Here is an 18,221-nt window from a genome sequence, read left to right as displayed (position 1 = left end):
GGGACGCCGCTCGCCAACGGCTTCGGCTGCACGCAGACCCCCTCGCCCCCAACTCTCGCTGGGGGCTTCACTCCCCCCAGCGAGAGCCGGGACAGACTCCTAGTTGCTCGACGTGGTCGCCGCCTTGGGCGCCGGCGCCGAGTCCTCGAGCGTCTTCAGCACGTCCTGCCACTTGAAGCTCCCCTTCCCAAGGATCCAGTGGTCCATCCACGCCTTCTCGGCCACCGACTTGAGGAGCTGGTTGCGGGGGTCGGGGATGCCGTGCGTGGAGCCTGGGTAGACGAAGAGTTCCGTGGGGACGCCGAGTTGGCGGAGCGCCATGTGCAGCTCCTCGCTCTGCGGGCGCGGGACGCGCGGGTCGCCGTCGACGACGTGGATCATGGTCGGTGTCCTGGCGGACTTGATGTAGCGAATGGGCGACTGCTTCCAGTACGGCTCGAAGTCCTCGTACGGCAGCTTGTTGCCGAGGTAGTGCATGCGCACGTCCTGCATGTCGCTCTGCGCGTACATCGAGATCCAGTTGGCGGTGCCGGCGCCTGACGAGGCGGCCTTGAAGCGCGTGGTGTGGGTGATGGTCCAGTTGGTCCAGTGGCCGCCGGCGCTCCAGCCGAGCACGCCCATCTTGTCGCCGTCCACCAAGCCATCGGCGATCAACTTGTCGACGCCGGTGATGATGTCTTCATAGCCCTTCTTGAAGTAGTCGTTGACGATCCCCCACTTGTGCGCCTCGCCGTAGTTGGTGGAGCCGCGGTAGTTGGGCTTGAGGACCATGTAGCCGTCGCCGGCGTAGGCTTGCGCGCCGTAGCCGCCGTTGAAGCCCAGGACGTCGGCCGACTGCGGCCCGCCGTGGATGGCGACGATGAGCGGGTAGCGCTTGCCCGGGGTGTAGCCGACGGGCTTCACGAGGATTCCGCACGTCTCCTTCTTGTCGACCGACTTCCAGCAGATTTCCTCTTCCTCGCCTAACGCGAAGTTCGCAACCTGCGGGTTGGCGTTGGTGACCTGCTTCCATGAGGCCTTGGTGGCGAGGTCGTCGACCTTGTCGACGATGAAGTGGATGGCCGGCGTCCTGGGGTCGGTGTACTGGACCACGATCTTGCCGCTCGCGTCATCCTTCTGGGCGCCGACGACGGCGCGATAGGTCGTGAGCTGCCGGACGGTGTTGCCGGCGACGTCGAGGGCGAGGACCTGATTGGTCGCCTTCACGCCGTCGTTGAAGTAGATGGTCCGCGAGTCGTCGGACCACCAGCCGATCGTCACGTCGCCGTCGTAGCTGGCGCCCAGCTTCTTCCACGGGCCGTTGGTCGCGGCGATATCGCGCACGTAGACCTTGTTGGCGCGGAAGTAGACGAAGTCGTCGGATGCCGAGAAGGCGATCGTCTTGCCGTCAGGCGCAAAGGAGAGGCTCGACTCCGAGATCCCCTTGTTGTTCGTGAGCCGTTCCAGCCCCCCGGTGTCGAGGTTCAGCAAGTAGAGATCGCTGTGGTTGCCGCCTTCCATGGTGGTGCGTGCGTACCGGTCGTTAGGCGTTGCCCGCACGCCGGCCCACTTGCCGTCGTCGGAGAGCGAGTAGCCCTCGACGGAGAAGGTGTCGCCACTCGTCAGGCGCTTCTCGCTCCCCGAGGCGACGTCGACCACCCAGAGGTGGTTGAGCGGGATGTCCTGGTTGCGGATGCGGACGTCGAACTTCTTCTCCATCCGCTCCTTGTTGGCCTTGTCGACGGAGTCGGGCGACGTGAAGTAGATGCGCCTGCCGTCCTCGGAGAAGCGCCACGACAGGATGGGGGTCGCGTGCCTGGTGAGCGGGCGGGCCTTGGCGGTGTCGATCCCGGCGGTGGGGAGGAGCCAGAGCTGCTGCTCGTCGCTCTTGCCGGCGCTGAAGGCGAGCCACTTGCCGTCCTTGGAAAAGGCGTAGGCGCCGACGCCGTCCTTGGCGTCGGTGATGCGCTGCGCCTCGCCGCCGTCGGGATGCATGTAGTAGAGCTGCTGCGTCGGCGCCCCGTTGGCGGCGTCGCGGTTGCTGCTGAAGACGAAGAACGAGCCGTCGGTCGACCAGCGCGGCGTGTTTTCGTTCTTGTCCTTGGTGAAGGTCAGCTGGCGCGTGCTGGGAAGGCCGTCGCGCACGTTGACGACGAAGATGTCGGTGTAGCGCTTGGCCTCCTTCCAGTTGGGGACGGAGAGGGTGTAGAGGAGACGGCTCCCGTCGTTCGAGAGGGTGGGCGCACCCACCTGCCGCATGAGCTGCTGGTCCATGAAGGTCATGGGGCGCAGCGGCTGGGACGCGAGCGGCGCCAGCGGCGCGCCTAACGCCGCGAGGACGAGAACGGACGAACGGACGGTCGGCATCGGAGGTGCTCCGGACGAAGGTGGGGCGATGGACGTTCTATTCTACGGCGCGGAAGGGGAGGGTGCTGGAGGGGGACGGGGGACGGGAGACGGGAGACGGGAGTGCGCGCGCCCGGAGGGCGCGCGCGGGGGGGCTCTGGGGGGGGTGCTGGGAGGCGCCGGTGCTCCGGTGCCGTGTGGCGCGACGGAGTATGGGTCGCCCCTCGCGGCAGACCCCCGTCCATCCTCCACAGGCGACGCTGGCGGCTGCTCTCCTCGCGCGGACGCCTCGCCGCTGCGCCGTCCTTCCCTCCGTGCGCTACGCGCGCGCGTTCACGTTCGCACCCCCACGCTCACGCCGCCACACCCGTGCCCCCCCCCAACGCACGAGGCGCCGGAGACCCCTTCGTCCCCAACGCCTCGCACCGTCGCACCGTCGCACCTTCGCGTGAGCCGAACCTCGCCGGCAGCACCGCCCAACGCCCGGCGCAGCGCCCGCTCCACGCTCGCCGCGCGCCCGCGGCGCGCCTAACGCCGGCGCCCCCAGCGCCCGCTTCACGCTCGCCGCGCGCCCGCGGCGCGCCTAACGCCGGTGCCCCCCGCGCCCGCGACCACCGATGATGATCGGATAGCTCACCGCCGGCGTGTAGTAGTACGGCCGCCACCCCCACCCCGCGTAGCCGTAGTACGAGAAGCCCCACGGGTCATAGAAGGGATACGGCATACCATACGCGTAACCCCGCTGCGTCTTGTTGGTGGCAACGTCCAGCGCCTTGACCGTCACCGACGCGTTCCCCTGCACGTCCTTGCACGATCGCTTCTCCTTCACGGCCCTGGCGATCAGCTTGCCGTCCATCCACAGTTCCATTGCCGACTTGGCCTTGGACTGCAGCTCGACGGATTCGCGCGCGCCGAGTGCGAGCTTGGTGTGCTCGGTTCCCTTCTCCAGCCCGTACTCCAGGTCGATCGGCCTGGTGCCGTCGTTGCGGATCACGAAGCGGTCGTCGCAGAGATAGCCGAAGGTGATTTGCGCCGCGTCGGCAATCGGCGTGCGCGCGAGCTCGGTGATCTGCGCGCGGAGTGGTGCATGTGGCGACAGGCTGCCCACGAGCATGGCCAGCGTCGCCATGGCCAGTCTGGTACGGCGTTCCACGAGTCCTCCCGGTCTGGTGGCCGTCGCGATGCCAGCGAACGCTGGCGAGCGCGTCGGCCTCTGCATCGCTTCGACACGGGAAGGCGCATGGCCCCCTGACGCCGCCGGCCGCAACGCCAGTCGTCAGGTGCGCGCGCGTCCACGCATGACCTAACGACGAAGGGGATACCCGGCGGGCATCCCCCATGTGCACACAGCGCCAGCGCTCCCCGTCACGACGGGGCGCGCGCTTGCAGAATGGAACCCCGCCAGCTGCCGGCTGTTCCGCACGTCGCACACACCTACGCGCGCGTCACGTGCGCGAGCAGGTCGCCAATCGCCGCAGCCACCGCGTCCGCACGCTCGGCGGCCATGAAGCTGTGCGAGGCGTCGGGGAGTACGCGCTCCGCCCCCCGCGGGACCGACGCGGCAATGAAGGCGTTGAGGCGCGCCTTGCCATCGATCACCTCCTGCTGCAGCGCATCGCTCATGAAGAAGCGCGCACCGGCGTCGAGGGCGAGCGCGGTCAACACCACGAGCGGCACGTCGGGAAGAGGCGGCGCCTCTGCAAACTGCGCATACAGCGCGTGCGCGTTGGACGACTCCAGCAGCCCCGTGCGCCACCGCTTGGTGTGATAGTCGATGGCGGCGTCGCGAATCGCCGGCGGATACGCGGCGAACTTCTCCGCGAAGAGCGCCGCGAACCCCTGCAGCAACTCGGCAGGCGGGACCCATTCCGCCACAGCGTCGCCGGTCGCCGATGCCGACTCGGCCGCCGCGGCCGCCGCCGCGGCCGCGATCGCGGGCGGTTCGTAGCTGGGATAGTCCTGGTGCGCCGGATCGAGGAGGAGAAGGGCGCAGACTCTTCCGGGAAAACGCCGCGCGAAGTGCTGCGCGTAGCCACCCCCCAACGAGTGGCCGACCAGCAGCACCGGAGACGCTCCCCCTGACTCACCGTCGAGCGCGTTGAGCAGCGCGTAAAGCTCGTCGGTGACCTGGTCGGCGGTGCGCGGGAGTGGGGCGTCGTCACTCCACCCGGTGCCGGCCCGGTCATAGAGGATGCAAGTCGACAGCGCGCTGGCCCCCTCAAACGCCGACCAGTAGTCGATCCCCACGGTCCCCGCGCCGGGAAGGAAGACGATCGTCGGCCCCTCAGTACCCCGCCGATGCACCAGCAAACGCCGGTCGCCAACGGTCACGTACTCCCCGACCGGAGGCTGGCAAAGCGCAGTCATACCTCGACTTGGCGATTCTGGCACTGAGCGGCAAGCGAGCGGCGCGACATACGAAAGAGTCCTACTTCTTGATTGGTATCAATTTTGAGAATGTTAGCATCGGTGAGATCTTCTGTCGATGGACGCCGTCGACCTCCTGATCCACCCGGCCCGCATTCGGATCGTCTACGCCCTCGCCGGTGCGCGTGCGCTCACCAGCGCACAGATCCACGCGCGCGCTCCGCAGGTCCCCAAGGCCACGCTGTATCGCCACATCGCCGTGCTCGCGGAGCATGGGGTGCTCGAGGTGGTGGGCGAGCGACGGGTGCGCGGCACCGTCGAGCGTACCTATCGACTGCGACACGACCGTGCGTTGGTGACGGTCGAAGAGTCGGCTCGCATGTCGCCGGACGATCATCGGCGCTCGTTCAGTGCCGCGATGGCGGCCATCCTCGCCGAGTTCAACGCGTATCTCGATGTACCCGGTGCGGCTCCGGTGCACGATGCGGTGGGGTATCGCCACTTCACGCTCTGGATGGATGATGACGAGAAGGCGCGCGCCGTTTCGGAGTTGCAGACCCTTCTGGTCGAACTCGCCAAGCGCCCGCCTGCCCCCGGGCGACGCGCACACCTGCTGAGCACGATCATCTTCCCGCTCGCCAGCAACAACGGCGCAACCCCCTGATCGCGCCATCGCGCGCCGAACATTCGCGCCGAGCATGCGCGCCGAACACGCGCGTCAAACACGCCCTCCCATCACCCGCGCGCGGCCCACGAAACACCGCGGGGACCCGCATCGCCAGCGCGATACAGATCCCCGCGGAGTCCTTCCTTTCGCTGTCACTGTCGCCGACCGATGTTACCGGCCGACCGACGCTCGTTAGGCCTTCCGGTCGATGCAGCCGGTGTACTTCTGGTTGTTCCGCTCGGCCTGCGGCACCGGGAGGTTCACGTCGGGACCGTACGCCGCGTTCTTGCGCGGGTTGAGACCGCCCTCGCCAGGAAAGACCTGCGCGGCGGTGAAGCCGTGCTGGCGAATCATGCGGCGGAGATCCCCCAGGCGCTGTCCGCGCCCAAACGTCCAGAACGCCCGCTCCCGGAACAGCAGCTGCAACCGCGCCGCCTGCGTCCCCGGATCGGTGAGCGGCGCCATTCCCGAGATGGACAACGCGCCAAGAGCTGTCGGACCCGTGCGCAGGTCGTTGAGCGTCGTCAGCCACGCCGAGCCGCCGGCCACGAGCTGCGACTCCGCCAGCGCCAACTGCGCGTCGACGTAGTTGGCCACAGGCACGGGCGAGTTGAACGCCGGGAAGACATCCTGCCGGTCGTACGGCGTCACGCCGTCGAAGCCGAAGCGGAACGCCGCCGGCTTGGTGGTCGGGACGCGCGGGTCCTTCGCCGAAACGAACGGCATCGCGTTCACGATTCTCCCGCCCTGCGAGTCGGCCGAGTCCTGCACGGTGTAGCGCCGCGCCGACGTGGCCAGCCCCCAGATCAGGTTATCCTCGGTTCCCTGCTGGCTGGACCAGGTGAGGTTGAACGAGAACGCCTTCGGAATGCCGGCTACCGCTTGCCCGGCTTCGGCGAACTTGCCGGTCGCCAGGAGTGCGCGCGCGCGTCCCACCTGCGCCGAGTACTTCACGCGCAGCGAGAGTGTGTCGGTGGCGCTGCCGACCGAGGCGAGCGCCGAGTCGAACGAGGCGAGTGCGACAGCGAACGCCGCCGGCCCGTCGATTGCCGCGTTGATGTCCGGACTTCCGCTCGAGAGGTCGGCGTACGGCTGCCCGTTGCAGAAGTCGAGCGCCGACTGCAGCTCGGCGTACCCCTTGAGGAAGAACATCTCGCCGATCTTCCCCTTCGAGTTCGGCTGGAACGTCTGCAGCGCCTTCGCGGCGTTGAACGCCTGGATGCGCGTGCGATGGATCTGCCGATAGGCGACGGTGACGAGCGAGTTCTCCTCGGTCACATTGCGCTGGTCGGTCTCGTCGCGCTGGGTGAAGGTGTCGGCCGACTTCCATTCATCGACGAGGAGCCCGCCGTAGAACCACGAGCTTTCGTCGAGCGCCGTCATGTACTTGAAGACCTTGACGGTCCCCACGCGGAGCCCTTCGGCGCCGTCGGCGGAGTTGAGGTCTCCCGGGGAGATGATGTCGGGATCGGTGACGCCGAGCAGGCGGTCGCGCGAGCACGCGCCGGTCGCCACGACCGATGCGGCAAGGGCCAGGGCCCCGGCGACTGCCCGATAGCGAGTGGTGTATCGGATCATGTGAGTAGTCACCTGACGCGCGTCAGAACGCGACGTTGAGTCGGAGGATGAAGTAGGACGGAACCGGCATGGCCTGGAAGTCGCTTGGGAGCGTCGCGGTGGAGCCGACGTCGGAGTTGCTCTCCGGGTCGAGCCCGCTGTAGTCGGTCCAGAGCTTCAGGTTGCGCGCGGCGAAGTTGAGCGACACGTCCTTCGCCCCCCATGCGCGCTGCGTCCACGCCTTGGGGATGAGCCAGTTGGCGGAGAGCTCGCGGAAGCGGACGAAGTCGGCCTTCTCCATGTAGCCGGCCTGGGTGCGCGACGCGTGCTCGCGCACGGCGACGGCGCGCGCCTGCTGCCACAGCGGGGCCGTCTTGTCGTACGCGCCGAAGCAGTTGTTGCGGCTGCCGCAACGAATGCGCTCGGTCCCGTTGAGGAGGGTGTGGCCGCCCTTGTAGTCGAACAAGGCGGTGACGCGCAGCTGCTTCTTGAAGAACTCGAGGCTGTTGGAGAGAACCGCCTCGTAGCGCGGGACCGAGTAGCCGACGAAGGTCGACGAGTCGTCGACGGAGATTTCGCTGAGCGTCAGGATGCCGTCCTTGTTGGCGTCGGCATAGCTGCGGATCTTGCGCTGCCAGTAGCCGAACAGCGGGTAGCCCGGCTGGTTGCGCGTGGTGGTGCCGACCTGCGGGGCGAGCGGGCGCCCTTGCGCGTCCTTGCCTAACGTGACGAGCTCGTTGTCGTTGGTGGAGCCGTTGATCGACGCGTTCCACGTCACGTGCCGGTTGTCGACGACGAGGGCGTTGAGCAGGACCTCGAGGCCGCTGTTGCGCACGGAGCCGAGGTTGGCGCGCTGCGACGAGTTGCCGGTGCCCAGCGACGGCGGGACCACGGCGCCGATGAGGGCGTCCTTGGTGAGCTTGCGATAGTACGTCAGCTCGAGCGAGACGCGGTCCGAGAGCCAACGCGAGTCGAAACCACCCTCGAACTCGGTGGCGCGCTCGGGCTTGAGGACGTCGTTGCCGAGCGAGGTGAAGGTGACGCCCGGTTGGTCGAGCGCGGCAACGCTGGACGTGGTGGGGGAGTAGTAGCGCAACGCATCGTTGGCCCCCGGCTGCACGCCGGACGCGCCGTACGCCGAGCGCAGGCGGAACTGCGTGAGCAGCGACGACTTGGGGAACCACGCCTCATCCGAGAGCACGTACGAGGCGCTGAACTTCGGGTAGTAGACGCGCTGGAAGTTGGTGCCGAAGGCGCTGTTCTGGTCGGAGCGCACGGCGGCGGTGAGAAAGAGGCGATCGCGCAGCGAGAGCTGCTCCTCGATGAAGACGCCGAACGTCTTGTTGCGCTCGTAGGACGCATCGGCCGACTTGGTCGCGCCGCCGTTGAGCGTGGTGGCGCCCGGCGTGAGGTTGGACGCGCCGGCGCCGTTGCGGTCGAAGGTGTTGTTGACCCACTGCGTTCCCACCGAGGTGCGCGACTGGACGGAGGGGAACGGGGTGAAGCTCGCCGTGGCGATGCCGTTGGCGGTAATGGTGCGGAAGTTGGTGCGGTCGTCCTGCACGAAGCCCTGGCGCACCGTGCCCACGTCGGCGCAGGTGCCGCGGCGGCAGAGTTCCTGATCGATGCGGCCAATGAAGTCCACGCCGGCGTCGGCGCGCACCGCGAGCCAGCTCATGGGGCGATAGTTGATGTTCGACGCCCCCATGTAGCGGTTGATGTACTGGTTCACCTCCATCTGGAACGACTCGGCCGGCGTGCTGGCGCGATAGCCGTGCAGGTCGTAGCCAATGGTGCTGATGCGACCGCGCTCGTAGCCGGGACCGCCGAAGGCGTTGGAGAGGAGGCCGTAGGCGTTGTTGTCGTTCTGCGGGAGGCGGTTGGCGAGCGTGATGTAGCCGGACGAGAACTGCGCGTCGAGCTTGGGGCTCAGTGCGGCGTCGAGGTTGGCGCGGAACGTCCCGCGCTTGAGCGCGTTAGGCGTGGCCCATTCGTCGCGGATCCTGATGTTGAGCGTATCGAGGCGCTGCCGGTCGAAGTCCGGGATCTTGAGGATCCCTTCCTCGTTCTCATACTGTCCGGCGACGAAGAAGCGTAGCTGCTGGAGACCGCCGGAGACCTGCAGCCCGCCCACCTGGCGGTTGCCCGTGCCCAGCGGTGTCGTCCTGGCGTTGTCGAAGAGGTTGAACTTGGATAGCGAGTCGGCCACGCAGAGCCCCGAGGAGACCTGCGTGAGCGAGGTGTTGGTGCAGTTGCGCGTTTGGCCGGCGGGGGCGTGCCCCCACAGCGTGTAGGCGGTGGGCCAGGTGTTGCGGTCCTGGATGAGCCCCTGCTCGGCGAAGACGTTGTAGCGTGTCTGGCCGGCGCGCCCGCGCTTGGTGGTAATGACGATGACGCCGTTGGAGGCGTCCGTGCCGTACAGCGTTGCAGCCGACGGACCCTTCACGATCTCGATGCTCTCGATCTCGCTCGGGTTGATGTCGTTGGCGCGGCTCTGGGCGGCGCCGCCGGTGAAGATGTTGCCGGAGATGGAGCCGTTGTCGGAGCGCATGCGCACCCCGTCGATCACGTAGATCGGGTCGTTCACCAGCGAGATGGAGTTCACGCCGCGGATGCGGACGCGCGCCCCGACGCCGGTGGCGTTGCTGGGCATGACCTGCACCCCCGGCGACTGCGCCACCAGCAGCGAGGCCACGTCGGTGACCGGGGCGGTGGCGGTCCGCTCGGTCACATTCACCGACGTCACCGAGTTGCCCAGCTCCACGCGCCGCTGCTCGCCCGTGGCCGTGGTGACCACCTCGGCAAGGCGGATGATGGCGGCGGCCATGTCGAAGTCGACCGTGAGCGACTGCCCGGCGGTGACGGTGATCGGCTTCTTCTGTTCGGTATAGCCCACGCGGAGCACGCGCAGGTCGTACGTGCCGGCGGGAACGTTGCGCAGCGTGTAGCGCCCGTCAGCGCCCGTCGACGTGAAGAGCTGCGTCCCGACGACGATCACGCGGGACTCTGGCAAGACCTCGCCGGAACCTTGCGCCGCCACCCTGCCGGTGATGGTCGCGCCCTGTGCCAGGGCGCGTCCGCTCACGAGGGTGACGAGCGCCGATGCGGCGAGGAGAGCGCGCACCGACGCTCGCACCTGACCGAGGACACCCATGGTGGATCTCCAGTGCGAGAAGAGAGAAGGGAGACGGCCGACAGGCCCCTCTCATCACCGCGTGGACGCTCGCACCGAACCGCCCGATCGGGTGGGGAGAGTCGCGCGAAGTTAGGACGCTGTATGTCGCACCGAAAGGATGAGAAACGGTGCAAAGAGCTGCGCCACCGCTGCACATCCGCGGCGCCACCGCTGCACATCCGCGGCGCCGCCGCTGGACATCCGCGGCGCTGCCGCTGGACATCCGCGGCGCTGCCGCGCGGCGGTGGCCCTGCCGCTGGAACGCCAGACGCTCCACGCGGGTACGGAAGGTTGCGACGGGCGCTTCGCGCGCTGCCGGCCGAGCTCTTCTCTTCCCCTTTCTGACTCGACCGTCAGGTCGTGAACGCCCGCGCCACGGGGCCGGATCATTGTCCGGCCCCGTGTTACGTATGCCCCACCGGGAGGGCGAGAATCGCTGCGCCGCCGGGTGGTGATGCGACCGCCGCGCCGGTACGTTGCGGTCGGTTCCGCCCATCGACGGTCGCGCACCTTTGAGCGGCGCCACGCGCCCCACCAAGCGCCCAGCACGCGCTTTTCCGACCCGCCTAACACGCGCCCAACCACGCGCCTTCTCACGCGCCTTCTCACGCGCCTTCTCACGCGCCAGACCATGTCGCGCTTCATGTCTCGCCTCGCCTCGATCGCCGCGGTTGCAGCTGCCGGCGCGTCCATCATGCTGTCGTCGCCGGCGGCGGCCCAGCGCGCCCGACAGGCTCCCCGCGCCACGCGCGCCGACCTCCTCATCCGCGGCGGGACGGTCATCGACGGGACAGGGAGTGCGGCACGCGTCGCCGACGTCGCCATCCAGGGGGATTCCATCGTCTTCGTGGGCGATGCCCAACGCGCCGGCATCCGCGCAGCGAGCGAGATCGACGCGAAAGGACTCATCGTCGCCCCCGGCTTCATCGATCCGCACACGCACACCTTTGGCGACCTGCAGAGCGCCAGCGCCGAGCGCCGCGGCAATGCCGCGTATCTCATGCAGGGGGTGACGACGGTCGTTACCGGAAACGACGGCGGCGGTCCGGTGAACGTCGCCGACACGTTCACCAAATGGGAACAGCAGGGCATCGGGACCAACGCGGCGCTGTACGTGGGCTTCGGCACGGTGCGCGGCAATGTGATGGGGGCCGGGTCGGGGGCGCCTAACGCCGAACAGCTCTCGCGCATGCGGGCGATGGTGGGCAAGGGGGTCGACGAAGGGGCGCTGGGGCTCAGCACCGGGCTGTACTACGCCCCGCAGAGCTACGCCAGGACCGACGAGGTCATCGAGCTGGCGCGCGAAGCGGCACGCCGCGGCGGCATCTACGATTCGCACCTGCGCGACGAGAGCTCGTACACGGTGGGGTTGATGGGGGCGGTGCAGGAGATCCTGCAGATCGGGAAGGAGGCGGGACTTCCCGTGCACATCGCCCATATCAAGGCCCTCGGCGTCGACGTCTGGGGGCAGAGCGACAGCGTGATCGCGCTGGTAAAGCGCGCGCAGGGCGCCGGGCAGGTGGTGACCGCCGACCAGTATCCGTATACCGCGAGCGGGACGGCGGTCGGAGCATCGCTCCTCCCGCGCTGGGCGGAGGCTGGCGGGCGCGACTCGCTGCGCGCGCGCGTCCGCAACCCGGAGCAGCGCGATCGCCTGGTGGCGGCCATGACCGACAACATGCGCCGGCGCGGCGGGGCGGCGTCGCTCCTCATCACCGGGGGGCGCGACCGCTCGCTCGTGGGGAAGACGCTCGACCAGATCGCCCGGGAGCGCAACGCCGATCCCATCCTCACGGCCATCGAGATCATCATGAATGGCGATGCCGGGGTCGCGTCGTTCAACATGAACGAGGATGACATCGCGCGCTTCATGCGCGAGCCGTGGGTCTTCACCGGTTCCGACGGCTCGGACGGACACCCGCGCAAGTACGGGACGTACCCGCGCAAGCTGCACGACTACGTGCTGCAGAAGCACGTGATCACGCTCGAGCAGATGGTCCAGCGGTCGTCGTACGACGTGGCCAACGCGTTAGGCATGGGGAAGCGCGGGGCGCTGCAGCCCGGCTGGAAGGGCGACGTGATCGTGATGGACACGGCGCGCGTGGCCGAGCGGGCCACGTACGAGCATCCCGAGCGGCTGGCGGAGGGGATGCAGTATGTGGTGGTGAACGGGACGCTCGCCGTGCGCGAGGGGAAGTTGACGGGAGCGCTCGCCGGGAAGGGGGTGCGGCGCGTCGCGAAGTGACGGGCCGCGTGCGCCGCAGGTCGTTAGGTGCGCTGGCGCCGGGGCTGGCGCCGGGGCTGGCGTCGAGGCTGGCGTCGGGGCTGGCGTCGGGGCTGGCGTTGCGGCTGGCACCGCGCCTGGCGTCGGGAGCGGTGTTGCGGCTGGCGGCGGCGCTGGTGCTGGCGTTGGTGCTGGCACAGGCACCGGCGCCCGCCGGCGCCCAGGTTCCGCTCTACAGCATGCTTCCCCCGCTGCAGAACCCGCGCGGGCTGCACTGGGAGCGCCTCGACACGCCGCACTTCACGATCGTCTTTCCTGACTCGCTGGCGCATGAGGCGCAGCGTGCGGCCAACCTCCTGGAGCGCTCGTACGATCCGCTGACCAGGACGCTCGCCAGCCGGCCGGAGCGCATCCCGGTGGTGCTCAACAACACGTCGATGACGTCGAATGCCTTTGTGGCGTGGGGGCCGCGGCGCACCAAGTGGTACGCCTTCCCGTCGACGACGATCGACGACATGGGGCCCATCGAGTGGTACTCGCTGCTGGCGGTGCACGAGGGGCGACACATCGTGCAGGAGCGCTCGGTGCGCACGGGAATCGTCGGGATCCTGGCTCGGCTGTTCGGCGACAACACGACGGCGTTCCTGGGGGGCCAGCTCTACTTCCCCTCCTGGTTCTGGGAGGGCGACGCGGTGGGGAGCGAGACGGCGCTGACGAACGACGGACGCGGGCGGCAGCCGAGGTTTGGGGCGCGCGTCCGCGCCCTGGCGCAGGCGGGGGCACGCTACGAGTACTACCCGGCGTGGATGGGGACGTACCGCACCTACTATCCCGACTGGTACGAGCACGGCTACCTGCTCACGACGCACGTGCGACGCGTGTACGGCGACTCTGCGTGGCGGCGCATCATCCGGCGTGCGGCGCGCAACCCCGTGGCGCCGATGGCGCTGGGGATGGCGCTCAGGAAGGAGACGGGGCGTTCGCTGGTGCAGCTGCATCGCGATGCGATCGCGGCATTCGACTCCACGTGGCGCGCGGCGCGCGACTCGCTCGCCATTACTCCGGCTACCGTGCACCCCCTTTCACGCGCCGACTACCACGAGTTCACCCTCCCACAGTACGCCGGCGATGGGAGCCTCATTGCGCTCGCCGGTGACCTCGACGCGCCGCGGCGCCTGGTGCGCGTTCGCGACGGCACGCTCGAGGTGCTGCACCGAACCGTTGGGCTCTTCGGCGACCTGCAGTTCCACGTGCGGGGGAAGACGGTGGTGTGGAGCGAGTATGAAGTGTCGCCGCGCTGGGGGGAGGAGAGTTTCCTCGTCATCAAGGCGCTCGACCTGGACACGAAGCAGGTTCGCCGGCTCACTCATCGCTCGCGCTACTACGCCCCGGCGCTGTCGAGCGACGAGTCGCGCCTGGTGGCCGTCGACTTCTCGCGCTCGCGTCGCGCGACGCTGGTGATCCTCGACGCCGCGAGTGGGCGCGAGCTGCAACGACTCCCCAACGACGCAGGGCACTTCCTGGTCACCCCGACGTGGAGCGAGGACGGAAAGTCCTTGCTGGTCGTGGCGGTCGATCCCTCGCGCGGCAACGCCCTGGTGCGCGTCCCGCTGGATGACGGAGCGTCGGCGGGCGCCCGTGCGGTGGCCGACACGCTGATCGCCTTCACGCACGTGGCGATCTCGCGTCCCGTGGCACAGGGAGGGCGCGTCTACTTCGGGTCGCCACGATCCGGCCTGGACAACATCTTCGTGCTCGACCTGGCAACGCGCAGCATCTCACAGGTCACGTCGCGCCCACTCGGTGCTTCCTGGCCCGCGGTTGCGCCTGACGGCCACCGTCTGGCCTTCAGCGACTATTCGCTCGGCGGATACGATGTGGCGGAGATGCCGCTGGATCCGGCGCGCTTTGCCCCGGTGGCGTGGGGGGAACCGCACGCGTCTCCCGTGGTCGACGTCCTCGTCCGCCAGGAGCAAGGGGGAAGCATCCTCGACTCGCTTCCAGCCGTCACCTGGCCCACGCGCCCCTTCACGGGATGGGCGCGCGTCTTCGACTTTCATTCACGCTCGCTCGTCTCCATGAGCGACGGAATCAATACCGCGCTGTTCGCCGAGTCGCGCAACTTGCTCAATACCGTCGCGGTGACGGTGGGGCCGAGCTTCAACGTGAACGAGCGCACGCTGTCGTTGGAGGCGGGGGCGAGCTACGGCGCCCTTCCCGTGCTGGTGGACGTGGCGGGGCGCGTGGGGTCGCGCGCGTCGACCTTCACCGACAGCGCCGGCGCAGTGCGGCCGTATACCTGGCGCGAGCGGTCGTTCGCGGCGTCGCTGCGCTTGCCGCTCACACGGCTCGATGGACAGGTGCGCCAGTCGATGGTGGCGAGCGCGACGCTGGGGCGCACCTCCATCGGCGACCAGCCGATCGTCTTCCGCAACACCAACAACAACGGCGACTTCACCAGCGCGACGTACGCGTTGTCGGCCTCGCAGGTGCGGAGCGCGGCGTATCGCGACCTGTTCCCCGTAGGGGGGGCGGCGTTCCTCGCCTATCGGCATGCGCCGTCGCCGTCGGAGTACAGGTCGCACCAGGCAACGGCGAGCGCCTCGTTGTACCTGCCGGGAGCGTGGCGGCACCACGCGCTGGTGCTCGATGTGGCCCGTGAGGATCAACGTCCCGCGAATTATCGCTTCTCGTCACTGGTGCGCTTCCCGCGCGGCTACGCGTCGCGCTTCCACGAGACGCTGACGCGCGCCGGTGCCACGTACCACCTGCCGCTCCTCTACCCCGACCTGGCGCTTGGCAACTGGCTGTACTTCCGCCGGGTGCAAGGGAATGTGTTCGGTGACGTGGGGCGCGGGAGCGACCGCGATGGGGGGCACGCGGTGGACTATCGTTCGGTTGGGGGCGAGATGACGGTGGAGGTGTCGCCGCTGGGGCTGCGCACGAGCGCGTGGGTGGGCGTGCGCGTGAGCCAGCGCCTCACGGGCGACCGGCGGTCGCTGACGGAGGCGGTGGTGGTGTTGCGGTGAACGTGGTGCGGCGCGCGCGGTGCGGTGGCCTCGATGACCGCGGCCCTCACCGCACGCTGAACGCGAACACCGTCCGCGAGCGAAAGGCGCGCCCCGGGCGCACGATCGTGCTCGGGAAGTGCGGCTGGTTGGGGGCGTCGGGAAAGTGCTGCGTCTCCAGGCACACGCCGGCGTGCGCCGCGTAGCGTCGCCCTCCCTTTCCGACCGCCGTGCCGTCCAGCCAGTTCCCCGTGTAGAGCTGCACCCCCGGTTCCGTGGTGTAGACGTCGAGCGTGCGCCCGCTCAGCGGGTCGTGCAGCGTGGCGGCGTGTACCGCGCGGCCGCGGCGAGACGGCGCCTCGACGACGAAGTTGTGGTCGTAGCCGTGTCCGAATTGCAGCTGCTGGTGCGCCTCGCCGATGCGCGCGCCGAGTCGCATCGGGGTCCGGAAGTCGAATGGCGTCCCCTCCACCGCGGCCAGCTCACCCGTGGGAATCAACGTGGCGTCGACCGGCGTGTAGCGTGTGGCGTTCAGCTGCAACCTGTGGTCGAGGATGTCGTCGCGCTGCGCCCCGGCCAGGTTCCAGTAGGTGTGCTGCGACGGGTTGATCGGCGTGGCGCGCGTCGTCGTCGCCTCGTAGTCGATGGTGAGCCGGTCGTCGTCGCCCAGCAGGTAGCGCACGGCGAAGTGTACCTCGCCGGGATACCCCTCGTCGCCGTCGGGACTGGTCAGCGTCAGGCGCACGCCGGCGCCCTCCGCCCCCCGCACCGCGCGCGCCGTGTACACGTGCTTGTCGAAACCCACCACGCCACCATGCAGGTGATTGGGCGGGTTGTTGGTCGCCAGTTGAAAGGCGACGCCGTCGAGGGTGAAGCGCCCGCGGGCAATGCGATTGCCGAACCGCCCGGTGACCGCGCCGAAGTACGGCGAACGCGTGAGGTAGCCCTCCACGTCCGTCATCCCCAGCACGACGTCGTCCAGCGTCCCGCCGCGCCCCGCCAAGCGAATCGACGTGATGATCGCGCCTAACGTGAGCACGGTGACCGCCGTCCCGCGCGCGTTCGTCAGCTCGTATGCGTGTACCAGCGCCCCCGACGGCATGCGGCCCCAGGCGCGGCGCTTGACGCGCGCGCTGCCGTGGCCGCTCGAGGCGTTGGGTCGTTGAACCGGAGCCGTCATGTGTACGGTGAATAGGCGTTGCAGTACCTCGCACGGAGTCTGGGCAAGGCGCCCCCGCGCGACAAGTGCGACGTGTGGCATGTCGCCCCCGGTGCGTCCGCGCGCCGTGCGCCCCATCTTCCCCCGATCGTCTCGCCCACAGCGTTCGTTGGGCGAGCCTCCTCGTCCCCGCCTTCCCCGGCGCACGCCTTTCTCCCGCTCACGAGCCATGTCCATCGTCCGCCCCGCTTCGCACTACGACGAGGCGTATTTCAACAAGTGGTACCGCCATCCGAAACACCGGGTGAAGTCCCCCACCGACATCGAGCGCCAGCTGCGCTTCATCGTGGGAGCCACGGAGTACCTCTTCGAACGCCCGGTGCGGAAGGTCCTCGATGTCGGCGCGGGCGAAGGGAACTGGTCGGTCCCGCTGCGAAAGATCCGCCCCGGGGCGCGCTACTACGGCGTCGATGCGAGCCAGTATGCGGTGGCGCGCTACGGCAAGAAACGCAACATCCGGTTAGGCACCTTCGGCACGGTGGGCAACGTCGGGCTCCCCGACGACTTCGATCTCGTGCTGTGCTGCGGCGTGATGAACTACATCTCACCGAAGGAGCTGGCCACCGGGCTCAGGGCGCTCGCCGACCTTTGTCCAGGCGCGGCGTACTTCGAGGTCTTCTCCAGCGCCGACGATGCCACCGGCGACTTCACGCGAGCCGAGGCACGCGCCCCCGCCTTCTGGCGCCGGCTCTTCAGGCAGAATGGATGGACGGCGCTGGGAATGCACCTCTATCTCCCCACGACGATCAAGGGGGTGGCGGCAGCGCTGGAGCGGGCGCGCGACTGAGCCACGAGAGGACGAGAGGACGAGAGGACGAGAGGACGAGGTGCCTAACGGGTCTTGTCGCGGAGCTGGGGGAGGAGGAGCTCGAGCACCCAGGCGTTGCCGGGCTGCAGGGTGAGTGCCTTGGCGAATGCTTCCTCTGCCTCCTCCAGTCGCCCTTGCTTCTGGTAGACCTGGCCCAGCCATCCGTAGGCTTCGGCATGCCCCCACCACGGGGCCGGGGGCGTGGGGGAGTCGGCGGCGAAGAGTGCGATCGCCTTCTTGAGGCTCGCCTCCGCCTTCTCTGGGCTCCCCCCGAAGAGCCGGGGGCGATGGAGGTCGGAGACGCCCTTGAGCATCCAGACGCGCGGATTCCGGGGACCAGCTGCAAGCGCCGCGTCGAGCAGGCGCGACGACTTCGCCCCCAGGCGCATCGCGGCCATCGCCCCGCCCAGCCCGATCTGCTGTCCTACCACCGCCGACTGCAACGCCAGCGTTTCGGGCCAGGGGAGCGATTCGGCCGATCGTGCCAGCGCGCGCTCGGCTTCCTCCAGGCGCGACTTGGCGCGCGCCGCGTCGCGCTTGCTCGCGGCGAGCATGCTCCCCTCGCGGTAGAGCAGGAAGCCACGATAGTGCAGGAGCACCGCGTCGTCGGGGCGCACGGCGAGCGCGCTGTCGAGCAGGGTCAGCGCGCGTGCGTAGGCGGCCGGCTTGCTGTCGATGAGCGCGCGGTCTATCGACGCGCGCAGTGAATCGAAGGGCAGCGTGACATGGGGCAGGGGCGCGGCCGAGCCCGTCGTCGTGGGTGCGGTTGCCCGAGGCGCGGCTTGCGCGAGTGCCTGACGAGCGCCCGCCACGAGCAAGACAAGCGACGCGATGCACCAGGTGATGCGCTGCCGAACGCTAGGCATCGAAG

Annotated in this window: 11 protein-coding genes; 4 read left to right on the top strand and 7 right to left on the bottom strand. The window is 68.8% G+C overall.

The window, feature by feature from the left end:
• Positions 1-99 precede the first annotated feature (99 nt).
• The 3 genes from IT359_04350 to IT359_04340 all read right to left on the bottom strand — a co-directional run bounded on the left by IT359_04350 (position 100) and on the right by IT359_04340 (position 4,692).
• Positions 100-2,346, bottom strand: a complete 2,247-nt coding sequence (locus IT359_04350) for a S9 family peptidase (protein ID MCC6928207.1) — start codon at positions 2,344-2,346, stop codon at positions 100-102.
• A 562-nt stretch (positions 2,347-2,908) separates the two neighbouring features.
• Positions 2,909-3,478 (bottom strand): hypothetical protein, encoded by a 570-nt coding sequence (locus IT359_04345; protein MCC6928206.1) that lies wholly within the window; start codon positions 3,476-3,478, stop codon positions 2,909-2,911.
• 281 nt (positions 3,479-3,759) lie between these two features.
• The gene (locus IT359_04340) at positions 3,760-4,692 is read right to left on the bottom strand and encodes an alpha/beta hydrolase (protein ID MCC6928205.1); all 933 of its coding nucleotides are present in this window, start codon (positions 4,690-4,692) and stop codon (positions 3,760-3,762) included.
• A 118-nt stretch (positions 4,693-4,810) separates the two neighbouring features.
• Between IT359_04340 and IT359_04335 the strand changes: the two genes are divergently transcribed.
• A complete protein-coding gene (locus IT359_04335; protein MCC6928204.1) occupies positions 4,811-5,356 on the top strand; it encodes a helix-turn-helix domain-containing protein in 546 nt (181 codons plus the stop codon).
• Positions 5,357-5,551: 195 nt separating this feature from the next.
• Here IT359_04335 and IT359_04330 read toward each other — a convergent pair whose 3' ends face one another.
• Positions 5,552-6,937 carry a hypothetical protein gene (locus IT359_04330; protein ID MCC6928203.1) on the bottom strand — a complete coding sequence of 462 codons (1,386 nt, stop codon included), beginning with the start codon at positions 6,935-6,937 and terminating at the stop codon, positions 5,552-5,554.
• A gap of 22 nt (positions 6,938-6,959) precedes the next feature.
• Positions 6,960-10,070, bottom strand: coding sequence for a SusC/RagA family TonB-linked outer membrane protein (locus tag IT359_04325; protein ID MCC6928202.1), 3,111 nt, complete (start codon positions 10,068-10,070; stop codon positions 6,960-6,962).
• A 652-nt stretch (positions 10,071-10,722) separates the two neighbouring features.
• On the opposite strand from IT359_04325, the gene IT359_04320 reads away from it, so the two are divergent.
• Together IT359_04320 and IT359_04315 are read left to right on the top strand one after the other, a co-directional pair.
• Complete coding sequence (locus tag IT359_04320) at positions 10,723-12,336, top strand: amidohydrolase family protein (protein MCC6928201.1); 1,614 nt, start codon at positions 10,723-10,725, stop codon at positions 12,334-12,336.
• 8 nt (positions 12,337-12,344) lie between these two features.
• Positions 12,345-15,344 carry a hypothetical protein gene (locus IT359_04315; protein MCC6928200.1) on the top strand — a complete coding sequence of 1,000 codons (3,000 nt, stop codon included), beginning with the start codon at positions 12,345-12,347 and terminating at the stop codon, positions 15,342-15,344.
• Between the two features lie 46 nt (positions 15,345-15,390).
• On the opposite strand, the gene IT359_04310 is transcribed toward IT359_04315, so the two are convergent.
• Positions 15,391-16,503: a galactose mutarotase gene (locus IT359_04310; protein ID MCC6928199.1), complete on the bottom strand. Its 1,113-nt coding sequence runs from the start codon at positions 16,501-16,503 to the stop codon at positions 15,391-15,393.
• 208 nt (positions 16,504-16,711) lie between these two features.
• On the opposite strand from IT359_04310, the gene IT359_04305 reads away from it, so the two are divergent.
• Positions 16,712-17,329: a class I SAM-dependent methyltransferase gene (locus tag IT359_04305; GenBank protein ID MCC6928198.1), complete on the top strand. Its 618-nt coding sequence runs from the start codon at positions 16,712-16,714 to the stop codon at positions 17,327-17,329.
• 44 nt (positions 17,330-17,373) lie between these two features.
• On the opposite strand, the gene IT359_04300 is transcribed toward IT359_04305, so the two are convergent.
• Positions 17,374-18,216 carry a tetratricopeptide repeat protein gene (locus tag IT359_04300; GenBank protein MCC6928197.1) on the bottom strand — a complete coding sequence of 281 codons (843 nt, stop codon included), beginning with the start codon at positions 18,214-18,216 and terminating at the stop codon, positions 17,374-17,376.
• Positions 18,217-18,221: the final 5 nt, after the last annotated feature.

Source organism: Gemmatimonadaceae bacterium (genome assembly GCA_020852815.1).
Classification (GTDB): Bacteria; Gemmatimonadota; Gemmatimonadetes; order Gemmatimonadales; family Gemmatimonadaceae; genus SCN-70-22.
Note: the sequence above shows the minus strand (reverse complement) of the source record. Positions and strands in the feature narration are given on the sequence as shown.

Coding starts and splice junctions, on each gene's coding strand:
- IT359_04325 (MCC6928202.1), bottom strand. CDS start 10,070: ATGGGTGTCCTCGGTCAGGTGCGAGCGTCGGTGCGCGCTCTCCTCGCC.
- IT359_04350 (MCC6928207.1), bottom strand. CDS start 2,346: ATGCCGACCGTCCGTTCGTCCGTTCTCGTCCTCGCGGCGTTAGGCGCG.
- IT359_04320 (MCC6928201.1), top strand. CDS start 10,723: ATGTCGCGCTTCATGTCTCGCCTCGCCTCGATCGCCGCGGTTGCAGCT.
- IT359_04335 (MCC6928204.1), top strand. CDS start 4,811: ATGGACGCCGTCGACCTCCTGATCCACCCGGCCCGCATTCGGATCGTC.
- IT359_04305 (MCC6928198.1), top strand. CDS start 16,712: ATGTCCATCGTCCGCCCCGCTTCGCACTACGACGAGGCGTATTTCAAC.
- IT359_04340 (MCC6928205.1), bottom strand. CDS start 4,692: ATGACTGCGCTTTGCCAGCCTCCGGTCGGGGAGTACGTGACCGTTGGC.
- IT359_04300 (MCC6928197.1), bottom strand. CDS start 18,216: ATGCCTAGCGTTCGGCAGCGCATCACCTGGTGCATCGCGTCGCTTGTC.
- IT359_04310 (MCC6928199.1), bottom strand. CDS start 16,503: ATGACGGCTCCGGTTCAACGACCCAACGCCTCGAGCGGCCACGGCAGC.
- IT359_04330 (MCC6928203.1), bottom strand. CDS start 6,937: ATGATCCGATACACCACTCGCTATCGGGCAGTCGCCGGGGCCCTGGCC.